The following is an 18,358-nucleotide window of genomic DNA, read 5'->3' on the forward strand; positions in this document are numbered from 1 at the left end:
TGCAGGAGGTGGCCGTATAGCAAAGGCCGCCTAGTTTGTCTAGTGTTCACCGAAACAGACCGAAGGACAGGCCATGACCGACGACACTGTGCAGAAAATCCTCGATGCGGCGCTCATGCACGTACCGTTCGACGGCTGGTCCGAGGTGACCTTGCGCGCCGCGGTGGCCGATGCGGGCGTCGATCCGGTGGTCGCTCGGGCGCTCTTGCCGCGCGGGGCGGTGGACCTGGCGCTGGCCTATCACCGCCGCGGCGACGACCTGATGGCCGAGCGCCTGCGCGCCGAGGATCTGAACGCGCTGCGCTTCCGCGACAGGATCGCGCGCGCGGTGCGCCTGCGGCTCGAAGTCGTGGAGGATCGCGAGGTCGTGCGCCGCGGCACCACGCTCTTTGCCCTGCCGATGCACGCCGCCGACGGCGCCCGCGCGATCTGGGGCACCGCCGACCGGATCTGGACGGAACTGGGCGACACCTCCGACGACATCAACTGGTATACCAAGCGCGCGACGCTCGCGGGGGTCTATTCCTCCACGGTGCTCTACTGGCTGGGCGACGATTCGCTGGGCAGCCAGGCGACCTGGGACTTCCTCGACCGGCGCATCGGCGACGTCATGCAGATCGAGAAGGTCAAGGCACAGGTGCGCGGCAACGCCTTTCTCAACAAGGTTTTCGCCGGGCCGAATTGGGTGCTAAGCAAGGTGCGCGCACCCGGCGCCGTGTCCGATCCGGACCTGCCGGGACGCTGGACCAGCCCGCGATAAGGAGCACGAGATGACCAAGACCATGCGCGCCGTGGAGATTTCCGAACCCGGCGGACCTGAGGTGCTGCGCCTCGCCGATCGCCCCGTGCCCGAACCGGACCACGGCCAGGTGGTGATCAAGGTGGCCTATGCGGGCGTCAACCGCCCGGACGCGCTGCAGCGGGCCGGGGCCTATGCTCCGCCCCCGGGTGCGAGCGACCTGCCGGGGCTCGAGGCCTCGGGCGAGGTCGTGGCGCTCGGCGACGGCGTGACCGAGCTTGCCCTGGGCGACCGGGTCTGCGCCCTGCTGCCCGGCGGCGGCTATGCCGAATACGTGGCCACGCCGGCGGCGCACTGCCTGCCGCTGCCCAAGGGCATGGGCCTCAAGGAGGCCGCCTGCCTGCCGGAAACCTTCTTCACTGTCTGGAGCAACGTCTTCCTGCGCGGCGGCCTGAAAGCGGGCGAGCGGTTCCTGGTGCATGGCGGCTCCTCCGGCATCGGGACCACGGCGATCCAGCTGGCCAGCCGCCTTGGCGCGCGGGTCTTCACCACCGCCGGATCGGCGGAGAAATGCGCCAAGTGCCTGGAACTGGGCGCGGAACGGGCGATCAACTACCGCGAGGACGATTTCGTCGCGGTGCTGCGGGCCGAGGGCGGCGCCGATCTCATCCTCGACATGGTCGGCGGTGACTACCTGCCACGCAACGTCAAGACGCTGGCCGACGACGGACGGCTGGTGCAGATTGCCTTCCTGCAGGGGCCGAAGGTCGAGCTCAACTTCGCCCAGGTGATGATGCGGCGGCTGACGATCACCGGCTCGACCCTGCGCCCGCAGTCGAACCTCGCCAAGGCGCGCATCGCCGACGCGTTGCGCCGCGATATCTGGCCGATGCTGGACAGCGGTGCGGTGCATCCGGTGATGGATTCCGAATTTCCCCTCGCCGAGGCCGCCGCCGCCCATGCCCGAATGGAAACGTCCGATCACATCGGCAAGATCGTTCTCAACGTCGCTGGATAAAGGAGCCTGACATGGCAAGAACAGCAGTCATCAAGAAACACGGCGGCCCCGAGGAATTCGTGATTGAGGACCGCCCGGTCGGCGATCCCGGCCCCGGAGAGTTGCGCATCCGCCACGAAGCCTGCGGGCTCAACTTCATAGACGTCTACCAGCGCACCGGGCTCTACCCGATGGACCTGCCCCATGCGCTGGGCATGGAGGCGGCGGGTGTCGTCGAGGCGGTGGGCGAGGGCGTCTCGCATCTGAAGCCCGGCGACCGCGCCGCCTATGCCGCCCAGCCCCCCGGCGCCTATACCGAGGAACGCGTCATGCCCGCGGCCCAGGTCTGCCCGCTGCCGGATGACCTGTCTTTCGAGCAGGGGGCCGCGATGATGCTGAAGGGGCTGACGGTGCAGTACCTCTTTCACCGCACCACGCCGTTGAAAAAGGGCGACACGGTGCTCTTTCACGCCGCCGCCGGGGGCGTGGGTCTCATCGCCTGCCAATGGGCGCGCTCCGAAGGCATCACGCTGATCGGCACCGCCGGGACGGACGAGAAATGCGCCCTGGCGCTGGAGCATGGCGCCAGCCACTGCATCAACTACCGCAGCAGCGACTGGTCCAAGGAGGTGCGCGACTTGACCGGGGGCAAGGGCGTCGACGTGGTCATGGACGCCGTGGGCAAGGACACCTTCGAAGGCTCGCTCGACAGCCTGCGGCCCTTGGGCATGATGATTTCCTTCGGCAACGCCTCGGGCGCCGTGCCGCCGCTGGACATTGGGATGCTCGGCAAGAAGGGGTCGCTCAAGATCACCCGGCCGACGCTCTTTACCCATATCGCCCGCCACGAGGATTGCCAGGAGATGGCGCGGATGCTCTTCGGGAAGGTGGTGGCCGGCGACGTGACGATCCGCATCGACCAGCGCTTCCCGCTGGACGACGTGGCCGAGGCGCATCGCACGCTGGAGGCCCGCAAGACCACCGGAAGCACCGTGCTGACCCTCTGATCCGGCGGCGCGCCTGCGGCGCACTGGAGGTCTCAGCGGCGGCCTTCGGGCCGCCGCTTCGGGGGCGGGCGGCGGTGTGACGCGCCGCCTGACCGGACCGCATGTGGCGCGGCATCAAAGCCTCCGGCGGGAGTATTTTGCGCCCTTGGAAACAGCCTGAAACGGAAACGGCCCGTACGCACATCGGCGCACGGGCCGGAAAGCGAGGCTATCCGCGCTTCCAAGGGCACGGTCATCGGCGCTCCCGCCTGTACCGTGACCCCATCAGACCCATCCGTGGTTAAGACTTTGTTTCCAAGGGTGGAAAATACTCCCGCCGGAGGCATGAAATCCTTCGGGCGCGACCGCGCGACTACCGGATCGGGTCGAACAGCGCGTCCTGCAGCGTGCAGTCGCGGATGACGTCGCGGCCACAGGGCACCGGATCGAGGGCGCGCGACAGGCAGATGCGCGCCTCCTGGATGCGTCCGGCCTTGCAGGTGACGGTCAGCATGTCGGGCTCGAGCCCTGGGTTTTCCTTGAGGAACGCCTCTTCGATCAGGCGGGCGGGCAGGTTCACCGGTTTGTCGAGCTTTCGGAACACCGGCGGTTTCACCACCTGCTCGAAGGCCCGCCGCGCCAGGGCATAGTAATCCCGCGGCGGCAGGCCTGCGCAGACGCCGTGTTTCTTCCACTGGTACCAGGCCAGGCCCGGTGTGCCCATCACGTCCGCCATGTCGCGGGTCATGGCGCGGCTCGGCGGCGCTTCGGTCGTGCGGCAATAGGACGGCCATCCACGATGGTACTGGGGCCAGAGCCCGTGCAGCACCCAGCCGAAGTCGGCCTCTGCGTCGCATTGCGAGGAGCCGCGCGCATCGCCTTCGAGCGCGCACCAGGTGGGCGACCAGCTGAGCGACAGCACGTAATAGTCAAAGACGCCGGCCTGTTCGCCGTCCGCGCGGGCGGGCGCGCTCCAGAGCAGGGTCAGGCCCAGACACAGGGCGATCGGCAGACGCATTTTCTCTTTCCTCTCCGGCTTTGCGCCACTATATAGGCGCCAAGTTCCCCGACAACGGTAACCCGTCCCGAAATCTCGGGACCTCCCGAGCCCCGGCTTGGGGGCCGGGACAGACATGCTTCGGGACACCATGGCCAAGGAGTTAGGGCAGATGAACAAACCGATCATGGCACGCGCCACCGCCGTCTGGCTGGTGGACAACACGACGCTTACCTTCAAGCAGATCGCCGATTTCACCGGCATGCACGAGCTCGAGGTGCAGGGCATCGCCGATGGCGACGTCGCCACCGGCGTCAAGGGGTTCGATCCCATCGCCAACAACCAGCTCGACCAAGGCGAGATCGACCGGGCCGAGAAGGACCCGGCCTACAAGATGAAGCTCAAGTTCAACCCCGCTGCCGTGGGCGAGGAAAAGCGCCGCGGGCCGCGCTACACGCCGCTCTCCAAGCGCCAGGACCGGCCGGCGTCGATCCTGTGGCTGGTGAAGTTCCACCCGGAACTGTCGGACGGCCAGATCTCCAAGCTGGTGGGCACCACCAAGCCGACGATCCAGGCGATCCGCGAGCGCACGCATTGGAACATCGCCAACATCCAGCCCATCGACCCGGTCGCCTTGGGCCTCTGCAAGCAGTCCGAACTCGATGCCGCGGTGGCCAAGGCCGCGAAGAAGGCCGACAGCATGATGTCGGACGACGAGCGCCGCAAGCTGGTCAGCACCGAACAGAGCCTGGGCATGGAAGACGAACCGCGGCTGCCCACCGCCATCGAAGGGCTGGAAACCTTCAGCCTGTCCGATCCGCGCGATGACAAGTCCGAGGACGCGGAAGACACCCGCAAGGACAGCGATTTCTCGGATGCCGACAGCTTCTTCAACCTGCCGGACGACGATGACGACGACGAGGACGACGACAGCGACGATCCGCGCCGCTGAAACCGCGTCCCACCGCGATCGAAAGGCCCGCCGCTGCGCGGGCCTTTTTGCTGCACGGCCCGGTGCGTCAGCGATAGATCATGTCGACCTTGCTGAAGGCGCCGCGGGCATGGTCGCGGCGGAAGATGCGGTGGTCCTCTTTCAGCCGGTCCGCCGCCTCGACGGTGAATTCGAGGATGTCGTCGATGAAGAGATCGTGCGGCGTGGCGGCGGCGATGATCGAGGGTTCGACGTCGTAATCCACCTGGCCCAGATCGTCCGACAGCGCATGCGCCTGTGCCAGCGCCGCGCCGCAGACGCGGGCATAGGCCTTCCAGGTCTTGGTGCTGAGCTCGTCGAGGTCGATGTCGTCGCGGAACGGCGCGCGTTCGCGGGACATGAAGCTTTCGCCGTCGATCTTGACCGCCCCGTAGAAGATATCGCCATGCGCCAACTGGACCCGCTGGCCATGGGCGATGCGGTCGGCCTTGTCACCGGCGTTGAACTCCACCGGCGGGGTCAGCCCGTCGAGCGCCGAGCGCCGGGCGCTCTTGAACTCGATGATGATGTCGTCGGTGGCGTCCTTGCTGGGGCCTTCGATCAACACGTAGTAGCGCGGCAGGCCGAGCGACGCCGTGCCTTGGCCGTGGCGCACGCAGACATCCTTGACCTTCAGTTCTCCGGCGCGGTCGGGCACGTCCAGCCCGTTCGACTTGGCGAGGTCGTCGATGGCCTTCTGGAATTTCGGGATCTCGGAGGAGATCGGCTGCAATTCGTCATCGGCACGAAAACCGCGGCCCGAGGGCTTGAGGTAGTCGTCCCAGAGCCAGTCGCGGCGCTCTTCCCAGGCCTCTTTGAAGAGCCGCCGGATGACCTTGGGGGAGTTGTCCATGCGGTAGCTGTCGTTCTTTTCGGTGGCGTGTTCGGCGTAGCCCTTCATCGCCTCGAGGTAGCCGTTGACGAAGGCCTTGACCACGTTCCGGCGCTTCTTGCGCTTCATCCCGCCTTCTTCCTTGGCGGCGATCCAGAAGCCGACGGCGCCGCGCTTGATGTCCCAGGTGAAGGGCGCATAGACGGTTTCGTCGAAATCGTTGACGCCGAAGATCGGCGCACCGTTCTTGTCCGGCATGACGCCGAAATTCTCGGGATGCACGTCGCCAAGCGCCATGACCGTGGGCATGTCGCCGTCCTGTCCCAGCATGTCGCGGTAAAAGAGCAGCGCCGTGCCACGGAAGAACTTGAACCGGCTTTCGGCGAGCTTGGCGAATTTCTCTTCGGCGCCGTGGGCTTGCTGTTCGATCCGCTGCGCGTGGTCTTCGCGCAAGGTAGAGCGCAGATGCCTGCGGCGCGCTGTGCCGGTGAGCAGGGCGGGGGGCATCACCTGGTCGCCCTTGGCGATGCGTTTGGCAAGATCCGCGAATTGCGACACCTGGCTCTGCGCCTTGTGACGGTGTTCGATCTTGGTCTTCGTCTTGGAATTCGTTTGCTTTTTCTCGACGGATGTCGCCATGCCGGTTCCCTTTGTTTCAACGAGGGCCAACGCGGGCCAACGCGGGGCCGGGCGAGACTGTTCCGGATGCGGTGCCGTCAGAGCGGCTTGCGGGCGTTGAGGGCGGCGGTGATCGTGCCGTCGTCGAGGTAGTCGAGTTCGCCGCCGATGGGCACGCCCTGCGCCAGGCTGCTGAGGGCCACCCGGCCTTCGAGCTGGTCGGCGATGTAATGCGCGGTGGTCTGTCCGTCGACCGTGGCGTTGAGCGCGAGAATCACCTCGGTCACCTCTTCGGCGGCGACGCGGTCGACCAGACGCGGGATGTGAAGCTCCTCGGGGCCGATGGAGTCGAGCGCCGAGAGCGTGCCGCCCAGGACGTGATAGCGGCCGCGAAAGGTGCCCGACCGTTCCATCGCCCAGAGGTCGGCCACGTCCTCGACCACGCAGATCACGCCGGTGGCGCGGCGGTCGTCGGCGCAGATCGGGCAGATGTCGGCGGTGCCGATGTTGCCGCAGTTGAGGCATTCGCGGGCGGTGTCGGCGACGGTCTGCATGAGCGCCGCCAGCGGTGTCAGCAGCGGGCCGCGCTTGGCGATCAGGTGCAGCACCGCGCGCCGCGCCGACCGCGGCCCGAGGCCGGGAAGGCGCGCCATGAGGTCGATCAGCGCGTCGATATCGGTGCGGTCTGTCATCGCGGCCCGGTTGGGTGGAAGGGGAGTGGGGGCCAGCCCCCGCCCTCAGTAGGATGAAGGAGCCGAGCCCCGAGAACGGTATGATGCGGGGGCCAGCCCCCGCACCCCCGGAGTTTATCCCGCAAGATGAAGGCGGATCAGAAGGGTAGTTTCATGTCCGCGGGCAGGCCGAGGGATTCGGTCAGCTTGGACATTTCCTGCTGGGCGCGGTCCGAGGCCTTTTGCTGGGCGTCCTTGATGGCGGCGAGGATCAGGTCCTCGACCACTTCCTTGTCGTCGCCGTTGAAGATCGACGGGTCGATGTCCAGACCCTTGAGCTCGCCCTTGGCCGAGCAGGTGGCCTTGACGAGGCCCGCGCCGGATTCGCCGGTGACCATGATCGAATGCATCTCTTCCTGCAGTTCGGCCATCTTTCCCTGCATCTCCTGGGCCTTCTTCATCATCCCGGCCATGTCGCCGAGCCCGCCTAGTCCCTTGAACATCTGTGTCTCCTGATCTGTGGGTTGTCCAAGAGATACGCGCGGCGGGGCGCTGCCACAAGGGGTGGGCGGTCCGTCGTGCTGGATCGTCCTGCGGACGAAACGAGAAACGTTGTCTCTCGTGCTCTCTGAGGGTATTTTTGAACCGAAGAAGGGGGGAAGGGCTGGGGATGGGAAGGAGCAAGAGTGGATTGGCGGTGCAGGACTCCGCAAGAAACCGATTGGTTTTTCGCTCTGTCCCGCCCGGTTGATTTGCAAAGCACATCAACCGTCCTCGAACGGGTCCCATTCGTCTTCGACCTCGGGGAGGGCGTCGGCCTCGGCTTCGGCGGCGGCGGCTTCGGCGGTGCGGATGGCGCTGATCGTGGCGGAGGGAAAGGCGGCGCGGGCGGCCTTGACCAGCGGGTGCTCTTCGGCCTCGGCGCGCAGGGCCAGGGCGGCGGCGTCGCGCCGTTCGGCGATGGTGGCGGCGTCGCAGCCGTTCACGATGCTCACCGCCCAGCGGTTGCCGGTCCAGCGCTGCAGGGCCGAGCCCAGCCGGGCGGCCAGGTCCTGCGGCGCGGTGTCGGTGGGTGTGAACTCGATCCGGCCGGGCTGGTAGGCGGCGAGACGCAGGCCGGTTTCGACCTCGACCAGCAGTTTCACGTCGCGGTTTGCGCGGATCACCTCGACCACATGGTCGAAGCTCGGATAGCGCGCCAGCGCCTGGTCGGTGGCCACGGCCTGCACCGGGGCGCCGCCGCCTGACGCTGTGGGGCCGGAGCCGTGGCTCGCACTGCCGGAGGCGTAGGTCGCTTGGGCGACCGGGCCCGCCGCATCCTGCCGGCCGCTGCCGCCGCCGGGGCCGGGGCCGGGGGGCGGCGGGGGCGGCGCGTCCTGCAACTTGCGCACCAGTTCCTCGGGCGAGGGTAGTTCGGCCACGTGGGTGAGCCGGATCACCGCCATCTCGGCGGCCATCATCGCGTTGGGTGCGCCGGCAACCTCGTCCAGCGCCTTGAGCAGCATCTGCCACATGCGGGTCAGCGGCCGCATCCCGAGGCTTTGCGCCATGGCTTGGCCGCGGGTGCGCTCGTCCGGGCCGATGGTCGGGTCCTCGGCGGCCTCGGGCGTGATCTTGACCACCGAGATCCAGTGCGTCACCTCGGCCAGGTCGCGCAGCACCGCCATCGGATCGGCGCCTTCGGCATATTGCCCCGACAGCTCGGTCAGCGCGCCGGCGGCGTCGCCCTTCATGATCAGTTCGAAAAGGTCGAGCACGCGGCCGCGGTCCGCCAGGCCCAGCATGGCGCGGACCTGGTCGGCCGTGGTCTCTCCGGCGCCATGGCTGATCGCCTGGTCGAGCAGCGAGGTGGCGTCGCGGGCGGAGCCTTCGGCAGCGCGGGTGATGAGCGCCAGGGCGTCGTCGCTGATCTGGGCCGCCTCGGCCGTGGCGATGCGGCGCAGCAGGTCGACCATGACCTCGGGTTCGATGCGGCGCAGGTCGAACCGCTGGCAGCGCGACAGCACGGTAACCGGCACCTTGCGGATTTCGGTGGTGGCGAAGATGAACTTCACATGCGCCGGCGGTTCTTCCAGAGTCTTGAGCAGGCCGTTGAAGGCCTGCGTCGACAGCATGTGCACCTCGTCGATGATGTATATCTTGTAGCGCGCCGAGGCCGCGCGGTAATGCACCGAATCGATGATCTCGCGGATGTCGTTGATGCCGGTGCGGCTGGCGGCGTCCATCTCCATCACGTCGACATGGCGGCCTTCCATGATCGCCGTGCAGTGTTCGCATACGCCGCAGGGATCGGTGGTCGGGCCGCCATTGCCGTCGGGGCCGATGCAGTTGATGCCCTTGGCGATGATCCGCGCCGTGGTGGTTTTCCCGGTGCCACGGATGCCGGTCATGATGAAGGCCTGCGCGATCCGGTCGGCTTTGAACGCGTTCTTGAGCGTGCGGACCATGGCATCCTGGCCGACGAGATCGGCAAAGGTCTCGGGACGGTACTTGCGGGCGAGAACCTGGTATTTCGGGGCGTCGGTCATGCGGTACCTGTCGGAGCCTGTGTTCGGAACGGGCAGAGGGTAGGCCGCGGGGCGCGCGGCGTCCACCGGATAACGGCCGACCAGAAGGTGCCGTTCAGGCCGGCAGGCCACCGTCGGTGTCGTCGCCGGCCTCGGCCATCAGGCGGACCAGATCGGGCACGGCGACATGGCGCTTGCCGGTGAGCACGATCACGCCGTCGCGCTTGAGCGCCGAGATCTGGCGGCTCACCGTCTCGAGCGTCAGGCCCAGGTAGTCGGCCATCGCTTCGCGGGTCAGCGGCAGTTCCAGCGTCACGGCGTGATCGTCGGCGGTGCCGACAAGGGCGTTGCGCCGGGCGATGATCGCCAGCAGCGAGGCGATCTTTTCGCGCGCTGTCTTGCGTCCCAGCACCAGCATCCATTCGCGCGCGGCGTCGAGTTCGTCCAGCGTCATCTCGAGCAATCGCTGCGCGATATGCGGCGTTTCGTGCATCATCCGCTCGAACGGCGCGCGGCGGAAACAGCACATCACCAGGTCGGTGGTGGCGGTGACGTCATAGGCGGCTTCGACCCGGCCCGGTCGGCCGACGAAATCCGACGGCAGCAGCAGGCCCACCATCTGCGTGCGCCCGTCTTCCATGGTCTGGGTGAGCGTGGCGACGCCGTTGACGACGGAGCCGAGGAAATCCATCCGGTCGCCGGACCAGACCACGCTCTGCCCGGCCTCGAAACGGCGGTAATACTTGATCTCTTCCAGCCGCGCGAGTTCGTCCGTCTCGCAGCGCGCGCAGACCGCGCGGTGGCGGATCGGGCAGTCGTTGCAATCCTGCGTGAACGTGAGTGCTTGGGTGCGGATCATCGGGGAACGCTCTTGATCTGGGTCAAAGTCAGGCGGCGCGTTGTCTTCCATACGTAATCGCATGATGGACAGAACACAACTTTCCCGGTTGGGACTTTTCGATGCGCGCGTGCCGCGCTACACCAGCTATCCCACCGCGCCGCAGTTCGGCGGCGGGGTGGATGCGGGCCGCCTGGTCCGCTGGATCGAGGCGATCCCCGAAGGCGGCCAGATCTCGCTTTACCTGCACATCCCCTTCTGCCGGAGGCTGTGCTGGTTCTGCGCCTGCCGGACACAGGGCACCGCGACCGCGTCGCCGGTGGCGGCCTATCTCGAGACGCTCAAGGCCGAACTTGCATTGCTGCGGCGGCATCTGCCGCGGGGCGTGACGCTTTCCCGCATGCACTGGGGTGGGGGCACGCCGACGCTTCTGACGCCAGAGATGATCCGCGACCTTGCCGGCGCGGTGCAAGAGGTGGCGGCCTTCGCGCCGGGGGCCGAATTCTCGGTCGAGATCGATCCCAACGAAATCGACCGGGCGCGGGCCGAGGCGTTGCAGGCGGCGGGCATGACCCGCGCGTCGATCGGCGTGCAGGATTTCGACCCCGAGGTGCAGGGCGCCATCGGCCGCAGCCAGAGCTTCGAGGTCACGCACCGCGCGGTCGAGATGGTGCGCGACGCGGGCATCGCCAGCCTCAACGCCGATATCCTTTACGGACTGCCGCACCAGAGCCGGGCACGGATCACCGAAACGGTGCAGAAACTGTTGTCCTTCGCCCCGGACCGGGTGGCGCTTTACGGCTATGCGCATGTGCCCTGGGTGGCCCGGCGCCAGCAGATGATCCCGACCGAGGCGCTGCCCGGACCCGAAGCGCGGTTGGACCTGGACGAGACAGCCCGGCGCCTCTTCCTCTGGGACGGCTATCGCCAGATCGGCATCGACCATTTTGCCCGGCCCGGCGACGGGCTCGAGATCGCGCAGCGGACCGGCAAGCTGCGGCGGAATTTCCAGGGCTACACCGACGACACAGCACCGGTTCTGGTGGGGCTGGGCGCCTCGGCGATTTCGCGGTTTCCGCTTGGCTACGCGCAGAACGCGCCCGCGACCTCGGCCTATGTCGCTGCCGTGCGCGCGGGCAAATTTCCGGTGACGCGGGGCCATGTCTTCGCCGGCGAGGACCGGATGCGCGCAAGACTGATCGAGGCGGTGATGTGCGATCTGCGCATCGACGCGGCCGAGATCTTGTCGGCGTTCGACGTGACCGAGACGGAGCTTTTCGCGCTGTTCCGCAGCGCCGCGGCGGCCTTCGAAGGCAAGCTGCTGGTGAGCGACGCGGGCCTCGCTGTGCCGGAGGAGATGCGTCCGCTGGTGCGCCTGATCGCCCGGCATTTCGACGCCTACGACCTGAGCCGCGCCGGTCACTCCGCCGCGATCTGACAGCGGCCTTGGGCCGGGTCAGGACGGGACGGCGAAGGCCGCTTCGAGCAGGGTGCGGGTGTACTCGGTGCCCGGCGCGTCGAAGATCTGCTCGGCAGTGCCGTATTCGACCACGTCGCCCTGTTTCATCACGATGACCTTGTGGCTCATGGCGCGGACGACCTTCAGGTCGTGGCTGATGAAGAGGTAAGCGAGGTTGTACTTGCGCTGCAGGTCGCGCAGCAGGTTCACGATCTGCACCTGCACCGTCATGTCCAGCGCCGAGGTCGGTTCGTCCAGCACCACCAGCCGCGGCCGCAGCACCATGGCGCGCGCGATGGCGATGCGCTGGCGCTGCCCGCCCGAGAATTCATGCGGATAGCGGTGCATGGTCATCGGGTCGAGGCCCACTTCGGTCATCACCTCGGCCACGAGCTCGCGGTGGTCCCGCCCGTCCGGCGCGCCGTGCACGCCCAGACCTTCGGCGATGATCTGTTCGCAGGTCATGCGCGGCGAGAGAGAGCCGAACGGGTCCTGGAAGACGATCTGAACTTCCGACCGCAGCCGGCGCAGCTGCTTTGTGGACCAGGCGCGGATATCGTGCCCGCGGTAGGTGATGCCGCCCTCGGACTGGATCAGCCGCATGATCGCCAGCGCCAGCGTCGTCTTGCCGGACCCCGACTCTCCGACGATGCCGACTGTCTCGCCTTCGCGCACGTTGATCGATGCATCGTTCACGGCCTTCACGTAGCCGACGGTGCGTTTCAGAAACCCTTTCTGGATCGGAAACCAGATCTTGAGGTTCTCCGTCGCCGCCACCTCGACAGCGCTGTCTGGCACCGGGTCGGGCGTGCCGGTGGACTCGGCGCTCAGCAGCATCTGGGTGTAGGGGTGCTGCGGCGCGTCGAAGATCTGCTTGGTCGGACCCTGTTCGACGATCTCGCCCGATTGCATCACGCAAACCCGGTCGGCGATCTTGCGCACGATGCCAAGGTCGTGGGTGATGAAGAGCAGGCTCATGTCCTCGGCGGCCTTGAGTTCACCCAGAAGGTCGAGGATCTGCGCCTGGATCGTCACGTCGAGCGCCGTCGTGGGTTCGTCCGCGATCAGCAGCTCCGGCCCGTTGGCCAGTGCCATGGCGATCATCACCCGCTGGCGCTGCCCGCCAGACAGCTGGTGCGGGTAGGCGCCAAGGCGCGATTCCGGCTCGCGGATGCCGACGCGGGTCAAGAGTTCGAGGATGCGCGCCCGCGCCGCGTCGCCGGTCAGCCCCTGGTGCAGGGCGAGGCTCTCCGACAACTGCTTTTCCAGCGTGTGCAGCGGGTTGAGCGAGGTCATCGGCTCCTGGAAGATGAAGCTGATGTCGTTGCCGCGGACCTTGCGCAGCAGCGCGTCGTTGGCGCCGATCATCTGCTGGCCGTCATAGGTGACGGAGCCGCTGACCTCGGCCGATCCGCCCAGCAGCGACACGGTCGACAGCGCCGTGACCGATTTGCCAGAGCCAGACTCGCCCACCAGCGCGACGGTTTCGCCGCGGCCCACGGTGAAGGACACGCCGCGCACCGCCTGAGTGGTGGCGCCGTCCTGGGTGAAGCTGACCTTGAGGTCCTTTACGTCGAGGATCGCGGTCATGGATGGGCCTTTGATTGTGTCGCGCTCGAGGAATTGCCGCAAGGGTGCCGGTCAGTCCCTGACCGCGGGTGGGGGTGAAGCCCCCGCCCGGGGGGGCGGTCGGGGGCTGCCCGGCGATGCCGGGCGGGCGCTATTGATCGGCGCACCAAACCGCTCACGAAAACGTCTTTCTGGGATCGAAGGCGTCCCGCACGCCCTCGAAGATGAAGACCAGAAGCGACAGCATCACTGCGAAGACCGTGAAGGCGGTGAACGCGAGCCACGGCGCTTGCAGGTTCTGTTTCGCCTGCAACGTCAGCTCGCCCAGGGATGGCGCCGAGGACGGCAGGCCAAAGCCCAGGAAATCGAGCCCCGCCAGGGTCGAGATCGTGCCGGTCACGATGAAGGGCAGCATGGTCACCGTGGCGACCATCGCGTTGGGCAGCATGTGGCGGAACATGATGCGCATGTTCGAGACGCCCAACGCCTTGGCCGCGCGCACGTATTCTAGGTTGCGCGCGCGCAGGAACTCCGCCCGCACCACGCCCACCAGCGCGACCCAGCCGAAGAGCACCGTGAGAAAGACCAGCAGCCAGAAACTTCGCCCGAGGATCGCGAAGAGGATGATGATGACGTAAAGCGACGGGGTCGAGGTCCAGATCTCGATGATGCGCTGGAAGATCAGGTCGATCCAGCCGCCGAAATAGCCCTGGATCGCCCCCGCGACGATGCCGATGACCGAGCTGAGCACCGTCACGATCAGGGTGAAGAGGATCGACAGGCGGAACCCGTAGATCACCCGCGCCACCACGTCGCGCTTGGTGTCGTCGGTGCCCAGCCAGTTCTGCGAATTGGGGGGCAGGGGGGCCGCACCCGGTCGGTCAACCGGCGTCGTGTAGGAATAGCGCACCACCGGCCAGAGCATCCAGCCCTCGACGAAATCGTCCACGCCCGCGCCATAGGTTCCGTCCTGGATGGCGACAAGGATTTCGGCGGGTTCGTCAAAGCAGTTTACCTGCCCGCCGGACTTGATGAGGCACTGCACCTCGGGGTCGCGATACGCGGCCTCGGTGCGGAAATCGCCGCCGAAGGCGGTTTCGGGGTAGAAGTTGAAGATCGGGGTGAAATACTCCCCGCGATAGTTGACGAGGATCGGCTTGTCGTTGGCGATGAACTCGGCGAACAGCGACAGGCCAAAAAGGATGGCGAAGATCCACAGCGACCAGTAGGCGCGGCGGTTGCGCTTGAAATTGCGCCAGCGGCGCTGGTTCAGCGGCGACAGCGCGAAACGCCCGCGCTGCGGCTCAGGCGCCACGGGCTTGCCGGGCATCGGTTCGGGCGTCACGTGGCCGGGGTTCGGGTCGGCGGACATGGCTCAGCCCTCCCGCTTTTCGAAGTCGATGCGCGGATCGACCAGCACATACATCAGGTCCGACAGGATGCCGACCACGAGCCCGATGAGGCCGAAGATGAACAGCGTGCCGAAGATCACCGGATAGTCGCGCGCCACCGCCGCCTCGAACCCCAGCCGCCCCAGGCCGTCGAGCGAAAAGATCGTCTCGATGATGAGCGATCCGGAAAAGAACACCCCGATGAAGACCGCCGGAAACCCCGCGATCACGATCAGCATGGCATTGCGGAAGATGTGGCCATAGAGCACGCGGCTCTCGTCCAGCCCCTTGGCCCGCGCAGTGATCACGTACTGCTTCTTGATCTCGTCGAGAAAGCTGTTCTTGGTCAGCAAGGTCAGCGTCGCAAAGGCCGAGATGGTCGAGGCCACGACCGGCAAGGTGATGTGCCAGAAATAATCGAGGATCTTGCCGCCCCAGCTTAGCTGGTCCCAGTTGTCCGAGGTGAGACCCCGAAGCGGGAAGATCTGGTAGTAGGACCCGCCCGCAAAGAGCACCAGCAACAGGATCGCGAACAGGAAGCCGGGGATCGCATAGGCCACGATGATCGCGCCGCTTGTCCAGGTGTCGAAGCTGGTCCCGTCCTTCACCGCCTTGCGGATGCCCAGCGGGATCGACACGAGGTAGGCGATGAGAGTCGACCAGAGGCCCAGCGATATAGACACCGGCATCTTTTCCAGAACGAGGTCGATCACCGACACCGACCGGAAATAGCTCTCGCCGAAGTCGAGCCGCATGTAATTCCAGAGCATGTTGAGGAACCGCTCGAGCGGTGGCTTGTCGAACCCGAATTCCTGTTCCAGCTCGGCGATGAACTCGGGCGGCAGGCCGCGACGGCCCGCACCTTCCTCGCCGCCGCTCGCCACTTCACCGCCGCCGCCGGCGAAACCCGCGAAGACGTCGCCTTCGCCCTCGATCTGGGCGAGGATCTGTTCGATCGGCCCCCCGGGCACGAACTGCACGAGGGTGAAGTTGATGATCATGATGCCCAGCAGCGTGGGAATGATCAGCAACAGCCGTCTGAGGATATACGCGCCCATGGTCTTTGGTCCTGCCCGGTGTCGGCGGTCTTACAGCGCGCCCGCGTCCCGAAGCGACTGCGCCTTTTCGGCGTTGTACCACCAGATCGACAGCTCGCCCATGGCATAAGGCGGCGGCGTGTCGTCATAGGGCCGGTCGAAGACATCGAAATAGGCGATCGTGTGCTCGCCCTTGTACCATTGCGGCACCCAGACATGCATCGCCCGCAGCACCCGGTCGAGCGCATGCACCGCGGTGATCAGCTCTTCGCGGCTTTGCGCCGTGGCCACGTGGTTCACCAGCGTATCCACCGCCGGATTGTCGATTCCCGCGACGTTGGCGGAACCCTCGACATTCGCGGTTTCCGACCCGAAGATTGACCGCAGCTCGTCGCCGGGGGTGGAGGACATGGCAAAACGCTGGATCACGACATCGTAGTCGAAGCGTTTCTCGCGTTCCTGCGCCTCGGCCGCATCGACCCGGTTCATCGAGGCATCGACGCCCAGGCGGCGCAGGTTGTCCACATAGGGGTTGATGATCCGGTCGAAGCCCGGCGCGTCGTTCAGGATCACCACTTGAAGCGTCTGCCCGTCCTTGCGGCGCAGCCCGTCGTCGCCGACGACCCAGCCCGCCTCTTCAAGCAGGCGGCTGGCCCGGCGCAGCGCGCCGCGGTCGCCGAGGTCCGACGCGCTTTGCGGTTCGGGCGAAAACGCCTCTTCGGTAAAGACCGTCTCGGGGATCTGGTCGCGCAGCGGTTCGAGCAGCGCCAGTTCCGCCTCCGACGGCATGCCGCTGGCCTGCAATGTCTCGGAGTTCTCCCAGAAACTGTCGGTGCGCTCGTAGGAGCTGTAGAAGAGTGACTCGTTTGCCCATTCGAAGTTGAAGGCCATCCCCAGCGCCTCGCGTACGCGCGGATCCTGGAACTTCTCGCGGCGCAGGTTGAACCAGAACCCTTGCGTGCCCGCCGGGCGGCCGTCGTCCAGCGTTTCGATCTTCACCGCGCCGCTCTCGACCGCTGGGAATTCGTACCCGGTGGCCCAGATCTTGGACTGGTATTCCTCGCGGAAGAGGTAGGCGCCGCCCTTGAACGCCTCGAAGGCGGTGGTGTAATCGGCGAAATACTCGATCTTGATCGTGTCGAAATTGTTGGTGCCGCGGGCCACCGGCAGGTCCCTGGCCCAGTAATCGTCGCGGCGCTGGTAAGCCACGGTACGCCCCGGTTCGACACTCGCCAACTCGTAGGGGCCCGATCCCATCGGCGCCTCTAGGCTCGATTCGGTGAAATCGACCTCATCGTAATAGGCCTTGGAAAAGATCGGCAGTCCGCCCGCCGTCATCAACAGTTCGCGCAGCGGACCTTCGGGGTTGAAGGTGAACTTGACGCTGTGGGTGTCCAGCGCCTCCACCGACTGGAAATCCTTCAGCGACACCTTGAAGGACGGGCGGCCTTTCTCGATCAGGGTCTCGTAGGAGAACACCACATCCTCGGCGGTGACCGGCGTGCCGTCGCGGAACGTCGCCTCAGGGCGCATGTGAAAGATCACCCATTCGCGGCTTTCGGGGTATTCGACCGTGTGCGCCACCAGCCCGTACATCGAATCCGGCTCGTCCAGGTTGCCGGTCAGCAGGCTGTCGTAAAAGATCGTCGACAGGGCCGCGGCATTGCCCTTGAGGATGTAGGGCGTGAGGCTGTCGAAGGTGCCGAAGGCCCAGGTCGAGAACTCGCCGCCCTTGGGCGCGTCGGGGTTGACGTAATCCCAATGCTCGAAATCGGGGCCATATTTCAGCTCTCCGAAGGTCGACACGCCATGGGCTTCGATGACGTCGTCCTGTGCCGCGGCGACGGTGGCCAGGACCGCCACGGACAGCGCCATGAGCGCGGTCAGGATGGCGGCACGGGGGCGGGTGTCGGCTGCACGGGTCCGGGCCCGGGCGGTCGTGGTCTGCATGAAGCTCCTCCGAAGATGCGGGACGTGGTTTCAGATAAGCTATGGTCCGCGCGCATCCACATTCAAGTTGCGATTATGTAACCTCGATGCAATTCCGCGCGAGCGCACGAAAAAAGGCCGCAGCGCGGGCTGCGGCCTCGATCCGGTGTGCTGAGGCAAAGCTCAGCCTTCGGTGCTGTCCAGGTAGGCGATCAGGTTGGCGCGATCCTCGACCGACGGCAGGCCGTTGAAGCTCATGGTGGTGCCCGGCGCATAGCCGCGCGGGTTTTCCAGAAAGGCGTTCAGGTTTTCCGGCGTCCAGACATCCGCCGCCTCGCTCAGCGCACCGGAATAACCGAACCCGGCGGCCGACCCGACGTCACGGCCCACGACGCCGTTCAGGTGCGGACCCACCGCGTCGCTGCCGTCAAGCTTGTGGCAGGCACGGCACTTGCCGAAGACCCGTTCGCCGGCACCGGCATCGGCCGAAGCGAAAACGGTCTCGAAATCGGCGGGCGCCTCTTCGGAACCGCCAGAGTCGTCGGACGCGACCTCGATCAGATAGCCCTGCGTCACCTCTTCGCCGTGGCCGCCGGCGCCCACGTGATAGATCGTCTCCGCCGCCCATTTGCCCATCAGGAAAATCAGCAGCGTGCCGCAGATACCGCCGAGAATCTTGGTGAAAGTCATCGTGTCAAGCATGGGGCCTATCCGTGATTGTCGTATGGAGTCTCGTGTCTTTGCGCCGGTATCTATTGCTTCCCCTCGCGCATGGCAAGGTGTAGAAGCCGCGACCAAACGCCCATCCCCGACCCGGA

16 protein-coding genes are annotated in these 18,358 nt (G+C 66.4%); 5 read left to right on the forward strand and 11 right to left on the reverse strand.

Annotated elements, in window-relative coordinates; all coding sequences use genetic code 11:
• The first annotated feature begins 73 nt into the window (after positions 1 to 73).
• Genes DU478_RS21205 through DU478_RS21215 form a run of 3 tightly spaced genes read left to right on the forward strand, consistent with a single transcriptional unit; the run spans position 74 to position 2,743 of the window.
• Positions 74 to 760, forward strand: a complete 687-nt coding sequence (locus DU478_RS21205) for a COQ9 family protein (protein ID WP_114512863.1) — start codon at positions 74 to 76, stop codon at positions 758 to 760.
• Between the two features lie 10 nt (positions 761 to 770).
• On the forward strand, positions 771 to 1,757 hold the full coding sequence (locus tag DU478_RS21210) for an NAD(P)H-quinone oxidoreductase (RefSeq protein WP_114512864.1): 987 nt from the start codon (positions 771 to 773) through the stop codon (positions 1,755 to 1,757).
• An 11-nt stretch (positions 1,758 to 1,768) separates the two neighbouring features.
• A complete protein-coding gene (locus DU478_RS21215) occupies positions 1,769 to 2,743 on the forward strand; it encodes a quinone oxidoreductase family protein (RefSeq protein WP_114512865.1) in 975 nt (324 codons plus the stop codon).
• 352 nt (positions 2,744 to 3,095) lie between these two features.
• On the opposite strand, the gene DU478_RS21220 is transcribed toward DU478_RS21215, so the two are convergent.
• Positions 3,096 to 3,740, reverse strand: a complete 645-nt coding sequence (locus DU478_RS21220; protein WP_114512866.1) for a ribonuclease T2 family protein — start codon at positions 3,738 to 3,740, stop codon at positions 3,096 to 3,098.
• Between the two features lie 151 nt (positions 3,741 to 3,891).
• Between DU478_RS21220 and DU478_RS21225 the strand changes: the two genes are divergently transcribed.
• Positions 3,892 to 4,671 carry a DUF1013 domain-containing protein gene (locus tag DU478_RS21225; RefSeq protein WP_114512867.1) on the forward strand — a complete coding sequence of 260 codons (780 nt, stop codon included), beginning with the start codon at positions 3,892 to 3,894 and terminating at the stop codon, positions 4,669 to 4,671.
• Positions 4,672 to 4,738: 67 nt separating this feature from the next.
• Here DU478_RS21225 and DU478_RS21230 read toward each other — a convergent pair whose 3' ends face one another.
• From DU478_RS21230 to fnrL, 5 genes are all read right to left on the reverse strand, one after another.
• Positions 4,739 to 6,160, reverse strand: coding sequence for a DUF2252 domain-containing protein (locus tag DU478_RS21230; RefSeq protein WP_114512868.1), 1,422 nt, complete (start codon positions 6,158 to 6,160; stop codon positions 4,739 to 4,741).
• A gap of 77 nt (positions 6,161 to 6,237) precedes the next feature.
• Positions 6,238 to 6,831: a recombination mediator RecR gene (gene recR / locus DU478_RS21235; RefSeq protein WP_114512869.1), complete on the reverse strand. Its 594-nt coding sequence runs from the start codon at positions 6,829 to 6,831 to the stop codon at positions 6,238 to 6,240.
• A 137-nt stretch (positions 6,832 to 6,968) separates the two neighbouring features.
• Entirely contained in the window at positions 6,969 to 7,313 is a 345-nt protein-coding gene (locus DU478_RS21240) for a YbaB/EbfC family nucleoid-associated protein (protein ID WP_114512870.1), read from the reverse strand.
• A gap of 261 nt (positions 7,314 to 7,574) precedes the next feature.
• Entirely contained in the window at positions 7,575 to 9,338 is a 1,764-nt protein-coding gene (locus DU478_RS21245; RefSeq protein ID WP_114512889.1) for a DNA polymerase III subunit gamma/tau, read from the reverse strand.
• A gap of 94 nt (positions 9,339 to 9,432) precedes the next feature.
• Complete coding sequence (gene fnrL / locus DU478_RS21250; RefSeq protein WP_114512871.1) at positions 9,433 to 10,176, reverse strand: transcriptional regulator FnrL; 744 nt, start codon at positions 10,174 to 10,176, stop codon at positions 9,433 to 9,435.
• A gap of 61 nt (positions 10,177 to 10,237) precedes the next feature.
• Between fnrL and hemN the strand changes: the two genes are divergently transcribed.
• Positions 10,238 to 11,593: an oxygen-independent coproporphyrinogen III oxidase gene (gene hemN, locus DU478_RS21255; RefSeq protein ID WP_114512872.1), complete on the forward strand. Its 1,356-nt coding sequence runs from the start codon at positions 10,238 to 10,240 to the stop codon at positions 11,591 to 11,593.
• An 18-nt stretch (positions 11,594 to 11,611) separates the two neighbouring features.
• Here the strand turns inward: hemN and DU478_RS21260 are convergent, their stop codons facing one another.
• The 5 genes from DU478_RS21260 to DU478_RS21280 all read right to left on the reverse strand — a co-directional run bounded on the left by DU478_RS21260 (position 11,612) and on the right by DU478_RS21280 (position 18,242).
• Positions 11,612 to 13,204, reverse strand: coding sequence for an ABC transporter ATP-binding protein (locus DU478_RS21260; protein ID WP_114512873.1), 1,593 nt, complete (start codon positions 13,202 to 13,204; stop codon positions 11,612 to 11,614).
• Between the two features lie 154 nt (positions 13,205 to 13,358).
• Complete coding sequence (locus DU478_RS21265) at positions 13,359 to 14,513, reverse strand: ABC transporter permease (RefSeq protein ID WP_114512890.1); 1,155 nt, start codon at positions 14,511 to 14,513, stop codon at positions 13,359 to 13,361.
• Between the two features lie 45 nt (positions 14,514 to 14,558).
• A complete protein-coding gene (locus DU478_RS21270; protein ID WP_114512874.1) occupies positions 14,559 to 15,632 on the reverse strand; it encodes a microcin C ABC transporter permease YejB in 1,074 nt (357 codons plus the stop codon).
• A 30-nt stretch (positions 15,633 to 15,662) separates the two neighbouring features.
• Positions 15,663 to 17,561, reverse strand: coding sequence for an extracellular solute-binding protein (locus DU478_RS21275; RefSeq protein ID WP_114512875.1), 1,899 nt, complete (start codon positions 17,559 to 17,561; stop codon positions 15,663 to 15,665).
• Positions 17,562 to 17,723: 162 nt separating this feature from the next.
• A complete protein-coding gene (locus DU478_RS21280; protein ID WP_114512876.1) occupies positions 17,724 to 18,242 on the reverse strand; it encodes a c-type cytochrome in 519 nt (172 codons plus the stop codon).
• Between the last annotated feature and the right edge of the window lie 116 nt (positions 18,243 to 18,358).

It is taken from the genome of Thalassococcus profundi (genome assembly GCF_003344785.1).
Taxonomy (GTDB): Bacteria; Pseudomonadota; Alphaproteobacteria; order Rhodobacterales; family Rhodobacteraceae; genus Puniceibacterium; species Puniceibacterium profundi.